This window comes from Ruegeria sp. B1, assembly GCF_056535885.1.
The window spans coordinates 1,409,486-1,429,012 of record NZ_JBQFJA010000001.1 but is presented as its reverse complement, the minus strand read 5'-3'; the positions used below and the strand labels follow the sequence as shown (position 1 = coordinate 1,429,012).

Sequence of the window (19,527 nt, the reverse complement as noted above, 5' to 3'; positions counted from 1 at the left end):
CCAAAGAAACAATGGGGCAGTCGTGGAACACAGATACGCTATGAAGCCGGAACTTGGGATGCCGCAAGTCATAGTTAACGGCAACTTTGCTCAAATTGCAGGCGTATAGGCAAAATTTTTGCATAGTGCGCGAGGTTTGTAGTTATCTCGCGGTTTGCTGAAGAGAGCTTAAAAGTCGCCGCCACAAAAAATTGACTACGGCAATCAAATAAATTCAGTGGTTTCCGTATCGAATGATCGACGAGGCTAAATGCTGCATGAGCCTAATTTACCGATTTCGATGCGCAAACGAGATGACTCGGTTTAGATTTAGCTTTCTCCCATTAACGGTGCATTGGGGGTAGATGTTCTGGGGATCGCTGCCAATTGCGCTCACGGTGCTTGGTGCTTGGTGGCGTACAGGTCGTTGTGGTGGTCTCTTTAACCTGTGTTCAGAAATCAGAGTTCAAACAAACTAAAGTTGGGCCAACCCGGTTCTTGGCATGGTGTTTTAGGGCTCAGAGCCGTTAACAATCTATGTCACTTTCGCCAAGGTCTCATTCTCCAGGCCAGACGCTCATCAATGAGTTCGCGGAAACTTCCAACCTTCAAGTGCCGAAGGCCGATGGCGCCTGCGCAAAGGCCGCGTCCACAGCGAAGTGGAGAGGTGGTTGAAACAAAGATCCAATTTCTGTGGCCATACGTACAGTACTCGAAGAACGGAGGTATCGTGCAGGTCGTTTGGTTCAAACGGGATTTACGGGTAAATGATCATCCGGCACTTTCGCAGGCGTCTGCGGTCGGGCCAGTTTTGCCACTCTATGTCGTTGAACCGGAGCTTTGGCAGCAACCCGACGCGTCAACACGGCAGTGGAACTTTGTTGCTGAGACAATCGCCGGACTTCGAAAAGACCTTGGGGAACTTGGCCAGCCTCTTGTTGTGCGCACCGGGCAGATTGTGTCGGTCCTATCCGAGTTGAAGGATCGTGGTCTAGTCGACGTACTTTGGTCACACGAGGAAACAGGGAACAATTGGACGTATCAGCGGGACCGTCAGGTCGCAGCATGGTGCAGGGATCATGGTGTGCAGTGGCACGAAGTGCAAAACCAAGGCGTTTTTCGCAGGCTCAAGTCTCGCGACGGCTGGGCGGAACGGTGGGACAGGTTTATGGCATTGCCCGTTTCGTCACCAGTTGCGTTGAAACATATCGATATAGAACCAGGGTGTATTCCCTCGGCGCGCGATCTCGGCTTGCGAGATGATCTGTGCGTTGGTCGTCAAGCCGGTGGACGAGCTGCGGGTTTGGAGCGGCTGAACAGCTTTCTGACATACCGAGGCAAAAGATACCAACGCGAGATGTCCAGCCCTTTGGAGGGAGCCGTTGCGTGTTCGCGGCTGTCGCCCCACTTGGCTTGGGGCGCGCTTTCTATGCGCGAGGTCTCGCAAGCGACTGAAAGGCAAATACGCCAATTGCCGCCGCAAGCAAAGGACTGGCGCAAATCGCTGCGCTCGTTTTCGGGCCGGTTGCATTGGCATTGCCATTTTATTCAGAAACTTGAGGATGAACCTCGGATCGAGTTTGAAAATCTGCATCGCCTTTACGACGGGCTTCGACCGAAAGCGCCAGATTGCGAGCTTTTGGCTGCCTGGTCCATAGGCGAAACGGGATATCCGTTTTTGGACGCATGTATGCGGTCATTGCAAGCGACGGGGTGGCTCAACTTTCGGATGCGCGCGATGGTGATGGCCACGGCGAGCTATCATCTTTGGGTGGATTGGCGAGCCCCGGGTGAGCATTTGGCGCGCATGTTTACGGACTATGAGCCAGGCATTCACTGGAGTCAGGTGCAAATGCAATCAGGCACCACTGGCATCAATACCGTGCGCATCTATAATCCAGTTAAGCAGGGCTATGATCAGGATCCAGAAGGGATGTTCATTCGGACATGGTTGCCGGAACTGGCCCATATTTCGGATCGGTACATCCACGAACCCTGGAAAGCCCAAGATGGGCAACAAATCATCGGAGCGCATTATCCAGAGCGTGTTTTTGACCATCTCGCAGCAGCCAAAGCCGCGCGCGAGCGGGTATGGGGCCTCCGCCGGAGCACTGAGTTTCGCGCCCAAGCGCAAGCCATCGCGGCAAAGCACGCGAGCCGAAAGACCAGGCGGACTGCTCGCAAAGATGCGCGGTCGGCTCAAGATCAAGAGCAACTCGGCCTGCATTTGGGGGACCAATGATTAGGATGCGGAAGAAAGCCGATTTGCCCCAGAAAATCTGCCCGATCTGCAAGCGCCCGTTCACCTGGCGCAAGAAATGGGAAAACGTTTGGGATCAAGTGAAATACTGTTCGAAGAAATGCAGGTCGGCCGCATGACCGAGATTTTTCCAGAACTTGCGGAAGCGAAAGAGACGATCAGTTTCAAGCCCACACGAACCAATGGCCTTAAAAGGCTGAAGCAGTTCGTGGGACGCGCCGGTCGGCATTATGCAGGTAAGCGGAACTACGATTTTGGGACCGATCAACGCAGCAATGTATCGGGTTTGTCACCTTGGCTGCGCCACCGTTTGATAACGGAACAAGAGGTACTGGCAACTGTACTAGCGTCCCATAATTCCGACGCGGCGGAGAAGTTCGTTCAAGAAGTGTTCTGGCGCACTTACTTCAAGGGCTGGCTGGAACAGAGGCCCAGCGTCTGGACACATTATCAGCGGGATCTGTTGAGTGCTTTAGAGCGACTAAAATTCGATCAGGGCTTAGAGACCCGTTTCAACGATGCAGTGAACGGCAATACCGGCATCGACTGTTTCGATCATTGGGCGCGGGAACTGGTGACGACCGGTTACCTCCACAACCATGCGCGCATGTGGTTTGCATCAATCTGGATTTTTACGCTCCACATACCCTGGCAGCTTGGCGCGGACTTCTTTTTGCGGCATTTGCTGGATGGCGATCCCGCGTCGAACACGCTGAGCTGGCGGTGGGTCGGCGGATTGCACACAAAAGGCAAAACCTACCTCGCGCGACCTGATAATATTGCCAAATACACCGAAGGACGGTTTCAACCAAAAAACCTCGCCAAATTTGCGGAACCTCTGACCGAGACAGCAGAACACCCGCTTATTCCGCTTTTGACTCCGCAAGAGCCCCCAGAGGGCCCTTACCTCATGCTGTTGACCGAGGATGATCTGTCAGCCGATAGCTTAATGCCGACATCGCCTGCTGCCGCGATTGGACTTTTGGCGACGCTTGGTCGGTCTCCAAATCCGATTGCAGGCGCTGTAACGGACTTTGCCGAAGGCGCGATGAACAGCGCCCTGGAACCTCACGGAAAGCGCGTGCAATCCGCCGAGGATTGGAGTGATCCGTTGATCGAGGCAGCGCGGAATATCGGTGTCAAAACCATTGCAACAGCCTATGCGCCCGTCGGCCCCACTCGGTCACGACTGGATCGTGCGGAACCTCTGTTGAGGGACGCTGGCCTGTCTTTGAACCGGATAATACGACCCCACGACACGATAACATGGCCTCATGCAAGCGCAGGCTTCTTTGGTCTTCGAAAGAAGATCCCATCGCTTTTGAGCCAATTGAACCTGGCCGCCCAACCAAGGCCATAGCCGGTGTCCACTGCCGCGCTTTTACTTCCCAACCAATTGTTTGCCCAGCACCCCGGTGTGGCCGCCCGACCCGACGCGGTTGTGCTTTTCGAAGACCCGCTTTTCTTTGGCGATGCGTTTTATCCTGCCACGATGCACAAGCAAAAGCTTTGGCTGCACCGTGCTTCCATGACGCGCTATCGCGATGGCTTGGTCGCCAAGGGATTTGATGCCGCGATTTGGCCCTTTGAGCGGCAGCCGGGCGCTTGCTTGCGCCTGTTTCAAAGTCTGCGGGACCGCGGCATCAGCCATATAATCATGGTTGATCCGGTAGACTTAATTGCAGAAAAACGTCTTCGGGCGGCGGCTGGCAGAACCGATATCACGCTTGATTTCCAGCCATCACCTGGTTTTTTGAACACTCGGGCCGACAATCAGGATTGGTCTGCCGGTCGCAAACGCTGGTTCATGGCAGAGTTCTACAAAAGCCAACGCCGCCGCTTGAATGTGTTGATGGACGGCGGTCAACCGACGGGAGGACAATGGAGCTTTGACGAGGAAAACCGCAAGAAGGTGCCCAAGGCGCTGTTGGGCAGCCTGCCTTGGATCGACTGGCCTTCCCATGACGCGGTTGATGAAGCCGCGAAAGCAAGCGTACTTGCTGACTTTCCAGAAGCATTGGGCAGCTTGGATACGTTGTACTATCCGACATCACACAAAGCTGCGTCCGACTGGCTGGCGCAGTTTCTGGAACGGCGGTTTGATCACTTTGGCGCTTATGAAGATGCCATTGTTGCGGGCGAAAGCTGGCTATGGCATGCCGTTCTCACGCCAGCCTTGAACATTGGATTGTTGACGCCCAAACAGGTTTTGGACGCTGCCCTGGCGCATGCGGATCGCAAGGGTATTCCCTTGAATTCGGTAGAAGGTTTCATCCGTCAGATCATTGGCTGGCGCGAGTTTATGCGCGCGACCTATGAGAGCCTGGGTGTGCCGATGCGTACGACAAATCATTGGGGCCATCACCGCCCAATGCCCCGCGCATTCTACGACGGAACCACCGGTATTGATCCACTGGACGACACGATCAAAAGGGTGCTCAAGACAGGGTATTGTCATCATATTGAACGCCTCATGGTTTTGGGCGGATTTATGTTTCTGTGCGAAATTGATCCGGATCATGTCTATCGCTGGTTCATGGAAATGTTCGTCGACAGCTATGATTGGGTTATGGTTCCCAATGCCTACGCGATGAGCCAGCATGCCGATGGCGGGTTGATCACCACAAAACCGTACTTTTCGGGTTCAAACTATGTTCGCAAAATGAGCCATTGGGGCAGGGGGCCCTGGGCCGACATTTGGGACGGGCTGTATTGGCGCTTTATTCTGAAACACAGCGATAGACTGGCTGGCAATCCCCGATGGGCGATGATGTGCCGTACGGCTGAATGGATGTCGCCAGAGGTCAAAAGCACGCACATAAAGACGGCTGAAGCTTTTTTGCGACGGATGAGATAAGCATGAACACTATGGTGGCGCATGGCCGATGTTGAGGTCACATCCCGTGATCAGCTGTGGGAGTGGCTGAGCACGCATTTTGCCCAACGTGATAGCGTCCGCCTGTTCACGTGGAAGGCGGCATATCCGCAGAAATATGTCAGTCGGGACGAGGTACTGGATGCGTTGATCGCGCATGGTTGGATTGATGGAAGACGATTTGCAATCGATGAAGACCGAACGGCGCAACTGATCAGCCCGCGAAAACAGCAAGCCTGGTCTAAGAGCTACAAAGATAGAGCGGAGCGCCTCAGGCAAGAAGGCGTGATGCACCCCGCAGGAGAGGCGTCCATAAAATCCAGTAAGGCGTCAGGATTATGGAACTTTTTTGATGACGTCGATGCTCTGATTGTGCCAGACGATTTATCCGGTGAATTGGACATGGACAAATGGGAGCAATTGCCCCCGTCTTACCGACGCAACATCCTTCGCTGGATCAAGATTGCCAAAAGCCCGGCAACGCGCCAACGGCGGATCAACAAGACGGTCGCAACAACGCATGCTGGAAAAAGAGTGCAGCAAGTGTAACGCTTTCTGGTTTGCCCTTGGTTTGCAATCGCAATCTGAGCTTTCGTAGTGAAAGCGTGTGGCCACCAAACGAGCCTGTGCTGAAGACGACCGCGTTGTTGTGCTGTCCCATCAGATCTGGCCCGATGGTCTGGTGGACGTGGGGATCGATTTAAGTGCGGTGCATGGAATTTTGATAGGACCTGTTGGCTGAACCGCAATATTCAAAAGGCATAAGTCTGATCCAAGAAAGCTGCGAGAGCGTATGTGTCAGGAACCTTTTCGAAAGGAGACAAACATGCTTCCGACCAGAATTATTGCGATGTGCCTTGTACTCTTCGCAGCTACCTCGCTTCAAGCCGGAGTTCAAATTCGCTTCATAGAAGGTGCACCAAAGGACCGTTTTGTCCTGACGAATGTCGGAACATGCGAAATAGAAACCTCGACCCTCAAAATTGACTTGTCGCAATCTGCCGGACGTCTGATTTTCGATGTCACCGAAAATGGCGCGGGCGTGGAGGTTTTCCAACCTCTCGAATTCGTGGAGGGTGCGGATGCTCTGCGACAAATTCCAGCGGTTGTGGACGGGCAAGATACAATTGCACTTGAGATAGCCTCCCTCGCAGCCGGGGACAAACTCGCCTTTACCATCGATGTCGATGACACTATCGGGCAACGCGAAATCACCGTAACGGGGTCGGAGATCGAAGGCGCCACGGTGTCATATACCGATGCGGAAAAGACCAGTACGGCGACCTTCTCTTCCGAAGCATTTGTCAATGTGACGACCAAGGACTGCTGAAAGCTATCCCAAAATGTCGAATTGGTTGATCCGCATAGCATTCCTTGCGCTCATGGTGGGAGGCGGCATCCTGATCGGGACACAAACCGCACCTGGCGAATGGTACACGCAGCTTTCTAAGCCAGCTTTCAATCCACCAAATTGGATTTTTGGACCGGTTTGGACAGTGCTATATGTCTTGATCGCTATGGTTGGTTGGCGTCAGTTCGAAGCAGACCGAAGCTCGACCGCCATGAAGCTGTGGTGGGCGCAGATGGGTCTGAACTTTTTGTGGTCCCCCGCCTTTTTCGTACTGCAACTGCCGTGGTTTGCCCTTGTGGTCATTGTCGCGTTGTTGGCTGTCATCGTCATGTTCATCGCTCGGGTCTGGAATTCAGATCGGGTTTCCGCACTGGCCTTCCTGCCGTACTTTGCGTGGGTTGCATTTGCCACGGCGCTGAACCTTTCCATTGCGATATTGAACTGAGAAAGAACAATATGCGTGCCAACTTCGTTGGGCTTGTTTCAGGTCTTGTTATCATCGGATGCACAATGGCTCAGGCTGATGGAAAACTGACTGAAGACTTCTCCAAGTCTCCGGACACGCGTTGGGACTACGTAGCCGACACCGTCATGGGAGGAGTTTCTTCAGGGCAGGTGCAGTTTCGTTCAGAAGGTGATGTTGCATTCGCGCGGTTGACCGGAACCGTGAGTACGGAAAATAGCGGGGGCTTCATCCAGTTCCTACGCAAGTTGTCTGATCGACCAGATGCAGGCGTATCAGGCGTCAGGCTATTTGTACGGGGGAACGGCGAGCCATACTTCGTTCATCTCAGAACACGTGGAACGGTGCTGCCGTGGCAATACTACCAGGCCGCGTTTGCAACTTCTGAAGACTGGACCGAAGTCCATTTACCTCTGTCAGATTTCAAGGCTTCAGGTGCCATGTTGCGCACTACTCCTGTTGCAAACGCAATCATCTCAGTTGGAGTTGTAGCCTACGGGCGCGATCACGAGGCCCGCATAGATGTCAGCGAGATTGGTTTCTATTGAAGGTTTCCAGAGAGAGGGCTGCGATCTTCAAATAGGTCTGTTTGACATGGTTCGAGATCGAAGTGTGTCAAAAGAAACTGCAAAACTTGATTATGGATGTCTGCTTAGGGCTGCGAACTCTCAACTGCACCCGCAGCAACCAGATGGCTCGGTAACGACCGGTAAGGGCTCATCACATTCCTCAACTCACACAATAACGCCCGCCGCTCTGGCGGGCGTTTTGTTATTGATAAGGGCTGTTGCTTACATCTTGGACCGTTCCGATTTCAATGCCAGCCACAGGCAATAGCACATAATCAAAACCACCAACGTGAACGGGATACCCGTTGACACCGCCGCGCCTTGGAGGGCACTGAGGCCGCCTCCGAGCAGCAGTGCGATCGCCACCAGACCTTCCAGCGTGCACCAGAACACACGCTGAACCACCGGCGCGTCCATCTTGCCGCCCGCCGTGATCGTATCGATCACTAGCGAACCGGAATCCGACGAGGTGACAAAGAACACCACGATCAGGATCAGTGCGATAGGAGCCACGATGCCGTAAAGCGGCAGCTCTTTCAGGAAGCCAAACAGGGCACCCTCGGGCGCGTAGCTGTCGATCACTGTAGCACGAACACCTTCGGCTCCGCCGGCGTTCAGCATGTCGATGGCGGCGCCACCAAAGGTCGACATCCACAGGGCGCAGACGGCGGTGGGGGCCAGCAGCGCACAGAGGATAAACTCGCGCACTGTGCGGCCCTTGGAGATGCGGGCGATGAACATGCCCACAAAGGGCGACCACGCGATCCACCAGGCCCAGCAGAAGGTCGTCCAGCCGTGGAAATAGCTGGTGTCTTCACGCCCGAACGGGTTGGACAAGGCCGGTAAGTGCGTCACGTAATCCACCATCACGTTGAAGTACCGCGCGATGGCCGTGCCGACACCAGTGACAACGATCACAAAGATGAACAGGCCCACGGCCATGATCATGTTGATCTCGCTCAGCCGTTTGACACCTGCATCCATGCCCATCAGGACCGAGCCCAGCGCGATCAGCGTGATGCCGATAATCAGCAGGACAACAACGGTCGGGCTGGGTTCGATGCCGAACACCTCATTCAGGCCGGCCGCAACCTGTTGCGCGCCAAGACCCAGCGAGGTGGTCAGACCAAACAGCGTGGCAAAAACCGCCAGCGTATCGATGAGGTGGCCCCACCAGCCCCAAACCCGTTCGCCCAGGATCGGGTAGAAGGCCGATCGCAAGGTCAGCGGCAGGTCCAGATTATAGGCAAAGATCGCAAGGCTCAGGCCAACTGCGGCGTAAACCGCCCAGCCTTCGAGGCCCCAGTGATGGATCGTGCCAACAACACCGGCATATTCGTTACCCGGCACCGCGATATCGATGCCCAAGGGCACGGCATTGCCGCCTTCTGCGAAGTTGTAGTAGACCGGCTCCATCACACCGAAGAACAACAGACCGATGCCAATACCGGCGGCGAACATCATCGCAATCCATCCGGCATAGGAATAGTCCGGCTTGGCATCTTTGCCGCCAATCCGCACCTTGCCTACCGGCAGGATGATCAGCACCAGACAGAACAGGGTTATTGCGTCAACCGACAGCACCAGAAACCAGTCAAAGGTGCTGGTCAGCCAGGGCCGTAGCCATCCAAAAAACGTCGCTGCCGCTTCTTGGTTTGCAAGTGCGATCAGAACGAACGCAAAGATGAGGATACTTGAGATCAGAAAAACCGGGTTGTGAATGTCCAGACCAAACGGTCTGACGTTATCCTGCCCCAGTTCATACTCTGTTTCGAAATCATAAATCCGGGGATCCGGATCCAGCATTTTCTTTGTTTGAGCCATTCGACTGCCCCCTGTTCGCTAGGTGCAAACGCCAAGGTACTCGGCCGGCAGACGGTTATGAGTTTTGTAACCCCCTTGGCGCAATTCCGTCATCTCGACCGTGGGTTGGTGGTAACACCCTACACCGTCATCAAAATTTCACAAAATGCATTCAATTTGCTGAATTTGAAGGCCTTGTGCCCAGTTTCTGCGCAACCTGAAGTTCTGCAGTCTTTCCACGCGTTTTGATATGGTGGAAGCCGTCGAAACCGATCAGACTCAGACAGTCTTGGCGGATTTTTTGGCGATCGGCAGGCCATACTGCGACCCCCAACCGTGGAGTGCCTTGATCACGTCCTGCAGGCGCTCGCCCTTTTGCGTCAGACTGTACTCCACACGCGGCGGAACAACCGCAAATACCTCGCGGTTGACAATCCCATCAGCCTCAAGCTCGCGCAGCTGTTTGGTCAGGCTGCGCTGGGTGACATTGCCAACACGACGGGCGAGCTCGTTAAAACGCAACGTGCCATCCATCAGGTGATAGATGATCAGACCTTTCCACTTTCCGGCAATCTGTTCCAACGCCGCTTCGACGGGGCACCCGTCGCTGCAGTCATAGCGGGAAAAGCGCGTCCGGTCTGATGTGTCAGGTTTTACAGTATCCATTTGGTACTTATATGCCAAAATAGTGCGTACTTGCGAACTTGCATCTGCCCAGCCATATCCGACCCTGAAACGAAATGTCAAACACGGAGCGTTGGACATGGCCCTGACCATCCTTGCCCAGATCACTGCTGCAGCTGGTCACGAGGACCACGTGCGGCGGGAGCTGGAGAAACTGATCCCGATCACACGCGCGGAACGCGGGTGCCTGCAATACGATCTGCACGCGGACAACACCAAACCGGGCTTCTTTGTCTTCTACGAAACCTGGGAAAGTCGCGCCCTTTGGCAGGATCATATGAACGCGCCGCACCTGCAGGCATACATGGCCGCAACCGAGGGCGCGGTTCAGGATTTCACCCTGAACGAACTGACCAAGATCGATTGAACGCAATATAGGAGACGTTGGACAATGGCCTATTATTCGGTACTGGAAGTCACCCCCAAGAATGAAAACTGGATCGCGGATTACCTGCCCGCAGCAAACAAGCTGGTAGCGCAGCATGGCGGCACATACCTGGCCCGCACTTCAAGCCATGAGCGACTGGAGGGCAGCAACGACGACCCTGCCCTGCGTATCGTGATTGAGTGGCCGTCCAAAGAGGCCGCACACGCCTTTATGAGCGATCCTGACTATGTGCCTCATCTTGAGGCCCGCACCCTGGGGTCTGTCAGCCACCACGTTCTGATCGAAGGCACGGACGATCTGGCCTGAAAGGATAATCTGACATGAAAGCTGTGGGATACTACGAGCCGGGTCCGATCGATCGGGAGGACGCTCTGGTCGATCTTGAGATCGAAACCCCCGTACCGGAAGGCCGTGACCTTTTGGTTCGGGTCCGGGCGGTTTCGGTCAACCCGGTGGACTTCAAGATCCGCCAGAGCCGCCCTGCGGACGGCGATGCACCCGCCATTCTGGGCTGGGACGCCGTTGGTGAAGTGGTCGACACCGGAGACCAGGCCACCCTGTTCCGACCGGGCGATCAGGTCTGGTATGCGGGTGCAATCAACCGGCCCGGCACCAATGCCGAATACCATCTGGTCGACGACCGTATCGTCGGCCGCAAGCCGGACAGCGTGTCTGACGCTGCGGCGGCGGCGCTGCCACTGACTGCGCTGACCGCCTATGAGATGCTGTTTGACCGACTGCGCGTGACCGACGATGTGCCCGGTGCGGGTCGCTCCGTTCTGATCATCGGTGGTGCCGGCGGGGTCGGCTCTATCGCCATACAATTGCTGCGCGCCTTAACCGATCTGACGGTCATCGCAACGGCATCGCGCCCGGAAACTGCGACCTGGGTGCAGGAGTTGGGCGCGCATCACGTGGTGCATCACCGCAAAGCTCTGCCAACGCAGATCGAAGCGTTGGGGATCGGTTCGCCGGGGTTTGTGTTTTTCACAAATCACAGTGGCAGCTACATCGAACAGATTGCCGAGTTGATTGCACCGCAAGGCCGGTTCGGGCTGATCGACGACCCGGACACGCTGAACATCATGCCATTCAAGCTCAAGGCGGTATCGACGCATTGGGAACTGATGTTCACCCGGTCTTTGTTCGAAACGGCCGATATCGGACGTCAGGGTGACATCCTGAACGAAGTCTCAAGCCTCCTTGATGCCGGTAAAATCCGCTCGACCGCGACTGAAACTGTGGGGAAAATCAGCGCCCACACGCTAAAGCAAGCACATCGGACGCTGGAAAGCGGAACAGCACGCGGCAAATTGGTGCTGGACGGTTTCTGAGGCAAACCTGCCGTAAGCCTAACCTGATCCGGACTTCGGGTCAGGAGACTTGTCGAAGTCGTGCAAAATCGCTTCGGCAGGCGAAGCTCACGACCTGATCAGTTTTGAACCTGCGCTCCGCCGGTGTTCTGATGCGCACCTGCACGAATACGATCAATAAGGCTTTGCAGGTCCCGACGCTGATTTTCGTCTTGCTCAAACGTCTCGATATGATGAGCATTCAACAGGAATGTCGCGCGCATCGGCATCATACCGTCGACGACGACCATCCGGTGCTCCGAAGGATCAATGCTTAGCGTGCCGGTCAAGCGGACGGGTTCATGCACGTATTCCGGCGCCCAGTTCTCAGACAAGACGACCCGGACCATTTGGTTTGGAGGTGGCGGTGGCAAATGACTGCACATACCGGGTTCGGGCACCAGATAGGCCACGGAATGCCCATCCGCATCCGGCGGTGCCGGGATCGCATAGCCTGCAATCGTGATGGTCTGGCCGTCGTAAATCGGGTTACCGGACGAATGCGCTGTCTCGCGGCGGTGAATGACGGCCTCGCGTTGCGACAGCAACCAGTCGATATCGATCCCATCCGCGTCCAGCGCCTCCTCGGTCTCGACCAAAAGCTCCTTCCATTTCTGGCGCTCTTCCGCGCTGCCGACATCCTGCTGCAGCCGCGCGCGCAGACGGACGGCAAAGACCAGATCGTCAAACTGTTCCGGGTTCAGATCGCGAAACGGGTCCTCGAACACCTGGACCGAGGGGTCGGGCAGGTCAGACCATTCGATGGGTTGGGACGGCGATGCAATCGCAACCTGACCCATCAGGACCAGAAGACCTGCCGCAAGGCACTGCATCCACATCTTCATCCGTTTTCTCCGACTGCGGTTGGCTCGTCCCGCGCCGTCTAATCCTAGGGGAATTGGTGGCGGCGTCCATGGTCAACCTGTCACAATCACGACACTGCAGTCGTAAGCCAACCCGTTCGGTTTCTCTTTTCATCCAACGCTTTCTCCTGTATGCGCGCTGCATCTGAGACGTTGTGCTTGGACCCCGGCACTCGAATGGAAGATAAAGTGGGGTCGGCGGCAATGGAGCCGCCATGCAAAACGGGAGACCCGGAGGGCCGGGAGTGCTCCCTTCTAGGATACGCAAATGTTTGATGTAAAAAAGAAATCAATGCAGTGGGGCGAGGAAACGCTGACACTGGAAACCGGCAAGGTTGCCCGTCAGGCTGACGGCAGCGTGATTGCCACGCTGGGCGAAACCAGCGTCATGGCGAACGTGACCTTTGCACGGGCTCAAAAACCCGGTCAGGACTTTTTCCCGCTGACCGTCCACTATCAGGAAAAATACTATGCCGCCGGTAAAGTTCCAGGCGGCTTTTTCAAGCGCGAGGCGCGCCCGACCGAGAAAGAGACGCTGACCGCGCGTCTGATCGACCGTCCGATCCGCCCGCTGTTCGTTGACGGCTTCAAGAACGAAGTTCTGGTGATGTGCACCGTGCTGAGCCACGATCTGGTCAACGATCCCGACATCGTCGCGATGATCGCCGCTTCGGCTGCTCTGACCATCTCCGGCGCGGCGTTCATGGGCCCGATCGCCGGTGCCCGTGTTGGTTTCGAAGACGGTGAATACGTTCTGAACCCTACCGTCGATGACATGCAGGACCTGCGCCTGAACCCTGAACAGCGTCTGGATCTGGTTGTTGCTGGTACCAAAGACGCCGTGATGATGGTGGAATCAGAAGCGTACGAACTCTCTGAGGCCGAAATGCTGGGCGCGGTGAACTTTGCGCATGAGCAGATTCAGCCGGTGATCGACCTGATCATCAGCCTCGCCGAAGAAGCCGCGAAAGAGCCGTTTGATTTCCAGGCACCGGATTACTCGGAGCTGTATGCTGCCGTTAAGGCCGCCGGTGAAGAGCAGATGCGCGCCGCCTTCGCAATCACTGACAAGCAAGAGCGCACCGCAGCTGTTGCTGCCGCACGTGAAGCGATCAAAGAAGCGCTGACCGAAGAGCAGCTGGAAGACGGCAACCTCGGTTCCGCAATGAAGAAGCTGGAAGCTGGCATCCTGCGCGGCGACGTCGTCAAAGGCGGCAAGCGTATCGACGGTCGTTCGACCACCGATATCCGTTCGATCGTTGCAGAAACCTCGATGCTGCCGCGTACACACGGTTCCGCCCTGTTCACCCGTGGTGAAACTCAGGCGTTGGCCGTGACCACGCTGGGCACCGGTGACGATGAGCAGTTCATCGACGCACTGCATGGCAACTTCAAATCGAACTTCCTGCTGCACTACAACTTCCCCCCCTATTCGGTTGGTGAAGTTGGCCGCGTGGGTGGACCGGGCCGTCGTGAGATCGGCCACGGCAAGCTGGCATGGCGCGCCCTGCAGGCAGTTCTGCCTGCGGCGACCGACTTCCCCTACACGATCCGTATCGTGTCGGAGATCACTGAATCCAACGGATCAAGCTCGATGGCATCGGTCTGCGGCGGTTCGCTGTCGATGATGGATGCGGGCGTTCCGCTGAAAGCACCGGTTGCCGGTGTGGCCATGGGTCTGATCCTGGAAGATGACGGCGAATACGCCATCCTGTCGGACATTTTGGGTGACGAAGACCACCTGGGCGACATGGACTTCAAAGTGGCTGGTACCGAAAACGGCATCACCTCGCTGCAGATGGATATCAAGGTTGCGGGCATCACGCCTGAGATCATGGAAAAAGCCCTGGCGCAAGCCAAGGACGGCCGTATGCACATTCTGGGCGAGATGGGCAAAGCCCTGTCCGAGACCAACGAATTCTCGGTCCACGCCCCGCGCATCGAGACCATGAACATCCCGACCGACAAGATCCGTGAAGTGATCGGCTCGGGCGGTAAGGTCATCCGCGAAATCGTCGAGGTTTCGGGTGCCAAGGTCGACATCAACGACGACGGCGTCATCAAGATCGCCTCGCCCGATGGGGAATCGATCAAGAAAGCCTATGAGATGATCCACTCGATCGTTGCTGAGCCGGAAGAAGGTCAGATCTACACCGGTAAAGTGGTCAAGATCGTCGACTTCGGTGCCTTCGTAAACTTCTTTGGCAAGCGCGACGGTCTGGTCCACGTCTCCCAGATCGAAAACCGCCGCCTGAACCATCCGTCAGATGTTCTGAAGGAAGGCCAGGACGTAAAGGTCAAACTGCTGGGCTTTGACGACCGCGGCAAGGTCCGCCTGTCGATGAAAGTGGTCGATCAGGAAACCGGCGAAGAGATCGTTCCCGAGAAGAAAGAAAAGAAAGAGGAAAGCGCAGACTAACCTGCATTCCCTTTCTCTGAACGCGATGGACCCCGGCTTTGGCCGGGGTCTTTTTTTGTCACCCGGGTGCATGGTGGCAGCGCCTCGCTCCATCACAGCACATCTGCTCTCCCTAAACACAGTAAACCAAATGTTAACACTTTAAAGTTGTATTAGCTCAAACTTAACGAAAGTTACGCCAATAACTGGGATGCTGTTCGACCGTGGCTTCAATCACCATATACGCGATCAGCGCGGATCCGTTCAGCACCCGCAACATCGACATTGAGGCCGCTTATGAGGTTGAGGTCATCGACAACGATGCCCTGCTGCAGGACCCGGATTTCGACGGAGGCTTGCAATTGGATGTCACCGGCGTTCCGGGCTTCAGCGGCACCTCGCAAAACTTCCAGACTTTCGAAAGCTATAGCGGCGAGGTGAGTGGTCTACCGGTCACGTTTACCCTGATCCAGTTCTCGAACCCCCGATATGTCATTGTGACATCAGGGGACGTCGCCCTGGGCAACACAATTGCCAACACCAGTTTCGCCGGAACCGCCGCAGCAAGCGCATACCAATCGTTGCCATCCTTTGTCTGTTTCACCCCCGGATCGCTGATCCTGACCGCGCGCGGCCAGCGGCGGGTCGAGACATTGAAACCGGGCGACCGTGTCGTTGTCGCCGACGGTCGCACCCAACCTGTTCGATGGGTCGGCAAACGGCGCCTGTCCGTGCCGGAGTTACAGGCGGATCCCGGATTATGCCCGATCAAGATCAAGGCCGGCTGTTTTGCCCCCGGATATCCCAAGCGCGACCTGACGGTCTCGCCGCAACACAGGATCGTAGTATCTTCGGCGCTTCTGGAGTTGATGTATTTTGAACCGCTCATGCTGACCCCGGCCAAAGGGCTGATTGATGACAGGGCGGTCACGCAACTACCGCCGGACTCGGGTGTCGAGTACATCCACATCCTTTTCGACAAACACGAACTGGTGAATGTCGAAGGCATCTGGTCGGAATCCTTTTTCCCCGGCGACACAACACTGAGCGCGATGGCCCCCGAAACCAGACGCGAGCTTCTGGACCTGTTCCCAAACCTGATGTCCGAAAACGGCGGCTACGGGAACACGGCCCTGCCCGTTCTCAAACCATACGAGGCAAGCCTGTTGCAGCCCGACGTGTCGGTACCGCAGGCTCTGCCCATGTTCGCATCCTGCCCACATGCAACCACGCGCGCTGCCTAATGGCGCGCTACCCCCGCCTAATCTGAACCGCGCGTGCGCCATCGATATCGATTGGCGCCCAGGATTTCCGGCCTCGTACAGGCGTTTCTCTTCGGTTTCCCTTCCCCAGAACTGCCCCGTGTTCTATGCACGGCACCATGCGATCCTTCATCATCCATATGTCCTCCAGCACAGCCCGACGACCAAATGCCGATCAGCTCTGCGCCGACCTGCCCAATGCGGAACTGTTCGAGGCTGTGAACGGCCGCGACCCGGACCAGATCGTGGGTGTCGACCTGCACCCCGGCGATCTTCATCGCCCACATTACCCCTTTGAGCTCCGCCCCGCCGAAATTGGCGTCTTTGAAAGCCACCGCCGAATCTGGCGGAAACTGGTCGAGGAAGAAATCGACCTGGCCATCATCGCCGAAGACGACCTGCGCATTGATCCTGCCCGTACGGCCGAAGCGATGGACCTGCTACGCACAGTGGCAACTCCGGAGCATTATATCCGCCTTCCCGTGAAACAGCGCGAAACGCCCGCAGAAACGCTTGTCGAACGCAACGGGCTGCAGCTGGTCCTGCCAAAAGTGATCGGCCTGCAATGCGTCTGTCAGATGGTCGGGCGGCACGCCGCAGAGCGTCTATTGGCCGCGACAAACCGGATCGATCGCCCGGTGGATACGTTTTTGCAAATGCACTGGCTGACAGGCCAACCCATTCACACCTTGCTGGGATGTGGCAACAGGGAAGTGGCAGGCGAAATCGGCGGCTCGACCATCCAGACCAAACCCCCAATAACAGACAAACTGACCCGCGAAGTCGAACGCGCCATCTACCGCGCGCGGCTCCACCTGCATCCGCAGCGCCCGCTTGCTTCATCTGGCTGAAAATATCTTCGGGGGGAATTGCGCCACAGGCGCAATTGGGGGGCAGACAGCCCCCCTGACCCCGGCGCCGTTCAGGACGGCGCCTTGGTCTTACGCAAATAGGGGAAGATCGTCTCGAACTCGCCGAACTTCTCTTTGGCGTCCTCATTCGAGACGCTCGGCGGGATGATCACATCCTCACCCGGCACCCAGTCCGCAGGGGTTGCCACGCCCTTGACCGACATCTGCAATCCATCCAACGCGCGCAGGATTTCGGCAAAGTTGCGACCCACGGTCATCGGGTAGGTCATCGACAGTTTCAGTTGCTTGTCTGGGCCGATGATGAACACCGACCGTACGGTTGCGCTGTCAGCCGGGGTGCGACCGTCCGGCAGGTAGGCCTCGGCGGGCAACATGTCAAAGGCCTTGGACACGGCCAGACCATCATCGGCTATGATCGGAAAGCCGGGATTGGCGTTGCCATAGGCTTCGATGTCCTTCTTCCACTTCTTGTGATCCTCAACCCCGTCGACAGAGACGCCGATCACCTTGGTGCCCCGTGCGGCCCATTCGTCGTTCAGCTTGGCAACGGCCGAGAACTCGGTGGTGCAAACGGGGGTAAAGTCTTTTGGATGAGAAAACAGGATCGCCCAGCTGTCGCCGATCCAGTCATGAAACTGAATGGTCCCCTGATCTGTCTCTGCCGTGAAATTCGGGACCGTGTCATTGATGCGCAAACCCATGGGGCATCTCCTTTCGTGCAAAATACCGAGTCGGTTGCTGTAAACCTAACCACTTTGCGCGCAGGTTAAACCATCTGCATCGAACTGCGGTATCTATTTAGCAATCCTCTGCCTGAAAAATTTGATCAAGGCCAGATTTCACCCTCTTGCCGACCTCTGATCTCGGTGACAGAGTGGCGCCGGAAACCGCCCCCCCCAGGGCTGCATGGTCAGGAGGATGAGCCATGATCGAAAAACGCGATTTCTACATCAACGGAAAATGGGTCGCCCCCTCGATGGCGAAGGATTTCGAAGTGATCGACCCGTCGACCGAAGAGCCCTGCGCGGTGATTTCACTGGGATCCGAAGCAGATACCAACGCCGCCGTGGCGGCCGCCAAAGCCGCCCTGCCCGGCTGGATGGCGACGCCGGTCGCCGAACGCATAGCGCTGGTTGAAAGGCTGATTGCAGTCTACCAGACCCGCACCGAAGATCTGGCGCAGGCCATGTCAATGGAAATGGGTGCGCCGATCGACATGTCGCGCAGCCAGCAAGTCGGCGCCGGGTCGTGGCATTTGACCGAGTTCATTAACGCAGCCAAAGACTTTGAGTTCGAGCGGCCCCTCGGCGGTCACGCCCCGAATGACCGGATCATCTATGAGGCAGTCGGCGTTGCCGGGCTGATCACGCCGTGGAACTGGCCGATGAACCAGATCACGCTTAAGGTCGGCGCCGCAGCGATTGCAGGCTGCACCATGGTGCTGAAACCGTCCGAGCAAAGCCCCCTGAACGCGATGATCTTTGCCGAGTTGATGGATGAGGCCGGGTTCCCGCCGGGCGTCTTCAATCTGGTGAACGGCGACGGCGTTGGCGTCGGCTCGCAGCTGTCGGCACATCCGGATGTGGACATGATCAGCTTTACCGGCTCGACCCGTGCCGGCACGGCAATTTCCAAGAACGCGGCCGACACGCTGAAAAAGGTTCATCTGGAGCTGGGCGGCAAGGGCGCAAACGTGGTCTTTGCAGATGCGGATGAAAAAGCCGTCAAACGAGGCGTTATGCACATGATGAACAACACCGGCCAAAGCTGCAACGCGCCCAGCCGGATGCTGGTACAGCGCCCGATCTACGATCAGGCCGTTGAAACGGCTGCAGAAGTGGCGAACAAGGTATCTGTCGGCCCTGCTCTTGAAGAAGGTCGCCATATCGGCCCGGTTGTGAACGAACTACAATGGACCAAGATTCAGGACCTGATCCAGAAAGGGATCGACGAAGGCGCACGCCTCGTCGCCGGTGGCACCGGTCGCCCTGAAGGTCTGAACAAGGGGTACTATGTGCGCCCGACAGTTTTTGCCGACGCCAACAACCAGATGACCATTGCACGCGAGGAAATCTTTGGGCCCGTTTTGACCATGATCCCCTTCGATACCGAGGAAGAGGCCGTCGAAATCGCCAACGACACGCCGTACGGGCTGACGAACTATGTGCAGACGCAGGATGGCGACCGCGCCAACCGGATGGCGCGTGTTCTTCGGTCGGGCATGGTTGAGATGAATGGCAAGTCGCGCAGCGCAGGGTCTCCGTTTGGCGGGATGAAGCAATCCGGCAACGGGCGCGAAGGGGGCGTCTGGGGTCTGGAGGACTTTTTGGAAGTCAAAGCCGTTGGCGGTTGGGCGGCTGAGTAGCCTGTACAGTGGATTTGGCCGCCGGAACCCGGCGGCCATTTGT

Annotated in this window: 19 protein-coding genes; 15 read left to right on the top strand and 4 right to left on the bottom strand. The window is 56.6% G+C overall.

The features are described 5' to 3' along the window. Positions 1–709: 709 nt before the first annotated feature. From ACR3ES_RS06855 to ACR3ES_RS06820, 8 genes are all read left to right on the top strand, one after another. Positions 710–2,221: a cryptochrome/photolyase family protein gene (locus ACR3ES_RS06855; protein ID WP_170428398.1), complete on the top strand. Its 1,512-nt coding sequence runs from the start codon at positions 710–712 to the stop codon at positions 2,219–2,221. After that, complete coding sequence (locus ACR3ES_RS06850) at positions 2,218–2,358, top strand: DUF2256 domain-containing protein (protein WP_170428394.1); 141 nt, start codon at positions 2,218–2,220, stop codon at positions 2,356–2,358. Before ACR3ES_RS06855 ends, ACR3ES_RS06850 begins: the two co-directional genes overlap by 4 nt. After that, on the top strand, positions 2,298–3,599 hold the full coding sequence (locus ACR3ES_RS06845) for an FAD-binding domain-containing protein (protein ID WP_480425089.1): 1,302 nt from the start codon (positions 2,298–2,300) through the stop codon (positions 3,597–3,599). Before ACR3ES_RS06850 ends, ACR3ES_RS06845 begins: the two co-directional genes overlap by 61 nt. A 3-nt stretch (positions 3,600–3,602) precedes the next feature. Beyond that, entirely contained in the window at positions 3,603–5,096 is a 1,494-nt protein-coding gene (locus tag ACR3ES_RS06840; protein ID WP_170428388.1) for a cryptochrome/photolyase family protein, read from the top strand. Positions 5,097–5,117: 21 nt separating this feature from the next. Continuing rightward, positions 5,118–5,663 carry a YdeI/OmpD-associated family protein gene (locus ACR3ES_RS06835; protein ID WP_170428385.1) on the top strand — a complete coding sequence of 182 codons (546 nt, stop codon included), beginning with the start codon at positions 5,118–5,120 and terminating at the stop codon, positions 5,661–5,663. Between the two features lie 277 nt (positions 5,664–5,940). Beyond that, complete coding sequence (locus ACR3ES_RS06830; protein ID WP_480425087.1) at positions 5,941–6,444, top strand: aggregation factor core; 504 nt, start codon at positions 5,941–5,943, stop codon at positions 6,442–6,444. A gap of 13 nt (positions 6,445–6,457) precedes the next feature. Next, on the top strand, positions 6,458–6,910 hold the full coding sequence (locus ACR3ES_RS06825; protein ID WP_480425085.1) for a TspO/MBR family protein: 453 nt from the start codon (positions 6,458–6,460) through the stop codon (positions 6,908–6,910). Between the two features lie 11 nt (positions 6,911–6,921). Next, positions 6,922–7,476 carry a CIA30 family protein gene (locus tag ACR3ES_RS06820; RefSeq protein ID WP_170428379.1) on the top strand — a complete coding sequence of 185 codons (555 nt, stop codon included), beginning with the start codon at positions 6,922–6,924 and terminating at the stop codon, positions 7,474–7,476. Positions 7,477–7,719: 243 nt separating this feature from the next. Here the strand turns inward: ACR3ES_RS06820 and ACR3ES_RS06815 are convergent, their stop codons facing one another. Both ACR3ES_RS06815 and ACR3ES_RS06810 read right to left on the bottom strand, forming a co-directional pair. Then, positions 7,720–9,321, bottom strand: coding sequence for a BCCT family transporter (locus ACR3ES_RS06815; protein ID WP_480425081.1), 1,602 nt, complete (start codon positions 9,319–9,321; stop codon positions 7,720–7,722). Between the two features lie 258 nt (positions 9,322–9,579). Continuing rightward, positions 9,580–9,966, bottom strand: coding sequence for a winged helix-turn-helix transcriptional regulator (locus ACR3ES_RS06810; protein ID WP_170428372.1), 387 nt, complete (start codon positions 9,964–9,966; stop codon positions 9,580–9,582). Between the two features lie 97 nt (positions 9,967–10,063). Between ACR3ES_RS06810 and ACR3ES_RS06805 the strand changes: the two genes are divergently transcribed. Genes ACR3ES_RS06805 through ACR3ES_RS06795 form a run of 3 tightly spaced genes read left to right on the top strand, consistent with a single transcriptional unit; the run spans position 10,064 to position 11,706 of the window. Further along, on the top strand, positions 10,064–10,351 hold the full coding sequence (locus ACR3ES_RS06805; protein ID WP_170428368.1) for a putative quinol monooxygenase: 288 nt from the start codon (positions 10,064–10,066) through the stop codon (positions 10,349–10,351). A gap of 24 nt (positions 10,352–10,375) precedes the next feature. Continuing rightward, positions 10,376–10,678 (top strand): DUF1330 domain-containing protein, encoded by a 303-nt coding sequence (locus ACR3ES_RS06800; RefSeq protein ID WP_170428365.1) that lies wholly within the window; start codon positions 10,376–10,378, stop codon positions 10,676–10,678. Between the two features lie 14 nt (positions 10,679–10,692). Then, positions 10,693–11,706, top strand: coding sequence for a zinc-binding alcohol dehydrogenase family protein (locus tag ACR3ES_RS06795; RefSeq protein ID WP_170428362.1), 1,014 nt, complete (start codon positions 10,693–10,695; stop codon positions 11,704–11,706). Positions 11,707–11,804: 98 nt separating this feature from the next. On the opposite strand, the gene ACR3ES_RS06790 is transcribed toward ACR3ES_RS06795, so the two are convergent. Beyond that, positions 11,805–12,569, bottom strand: coding sequence for a DUF3299 domain-containing protein (locus ACR3ES_RS06790; protein ID WP_480425079.1), 765 nt, complete (start codon positions 12,567–12,569; stop codon positions 11,805–11,807). A 286-nt stretch (positions 12,570–12,855) separates the two neighbouring features. Between ACR3ES_RS06790 and pnp the strand changes: the two genes are divergently transcribed. From pnp to ACR3ES_RS06775, 3 genes are all read left to right on the top strand, one after another. Then, positions 12,856–15,006 (top strand): polyribonucleotide nucleotidyltransferase, encoded by a 2,151-nt coding sequence (pnp, locus tag ACR3ES_RS06785; RefSeq protein WP_170428360.1) that lies wholly within the window; start codon positions 12,856–12,858, stop codon positions 15,004–15,006. 203 nt (positions 15,007–15,209) lie between these two features. Continuing rightward, on the top strand, positions 15,210–16,229 hold the full coding sequence (locus tag ACR3ES_RS06780; protein WP_480425076.1) for a Hint domain-containing protein: 1,020 nt from the start codon (positions 15,210–15,212) through the stop codon (positions 16,227–16,229). Between the two features lie 125 nt (positions 16,230–16,354). Further along, a complete protein-coding gene (locus tag ACR3ES_RS06775; RefSeq protein WP_480493424.1) occupies positions 16,355–17,098 on the top strand; it encodes a glycosyltransferase family 25 protein in 744 nt (247 codons plus the stop codon). A gap of 71 nt (positions 17,099–17,169) precedes the next feature. Here the strand turns inward: ACR3ES_RS06775 and ACR3ES_RS06770 are convergent, their stop codons facing one another. Further along, positions 17,170–17,820 (bottom strand): peroxiredoxin, encoded by a 651-nt coding sequence (locus tag ACR3ES_RS06770; RefSeq protein WP_170428351.1) that lies wholly within the window; start codon positions 17,818–17,820, stop codon positions 17,170–17,172. A gap of 224 nt (positions 17,821–18,044) precedes the next feature. Here ACR3ES_RS06770 and ACR3ES_RS06765 point away from each other — a divergent pair, with 224 nt between their 5' ends. Further along, positions 18,045–19,484, top strand: coding sequence for an aldehyde dehydrogenase family protein (locus tag ACR3ES_RS06765; RefSeq protein WP_480425074.1), 1,440 nt, complete (start codon positions 18,045–18,047; stop codon positions 19,482–19,484). The last annotated feature ends 43 nt before the right edge of the window (positions 19,485–19,527 follow it).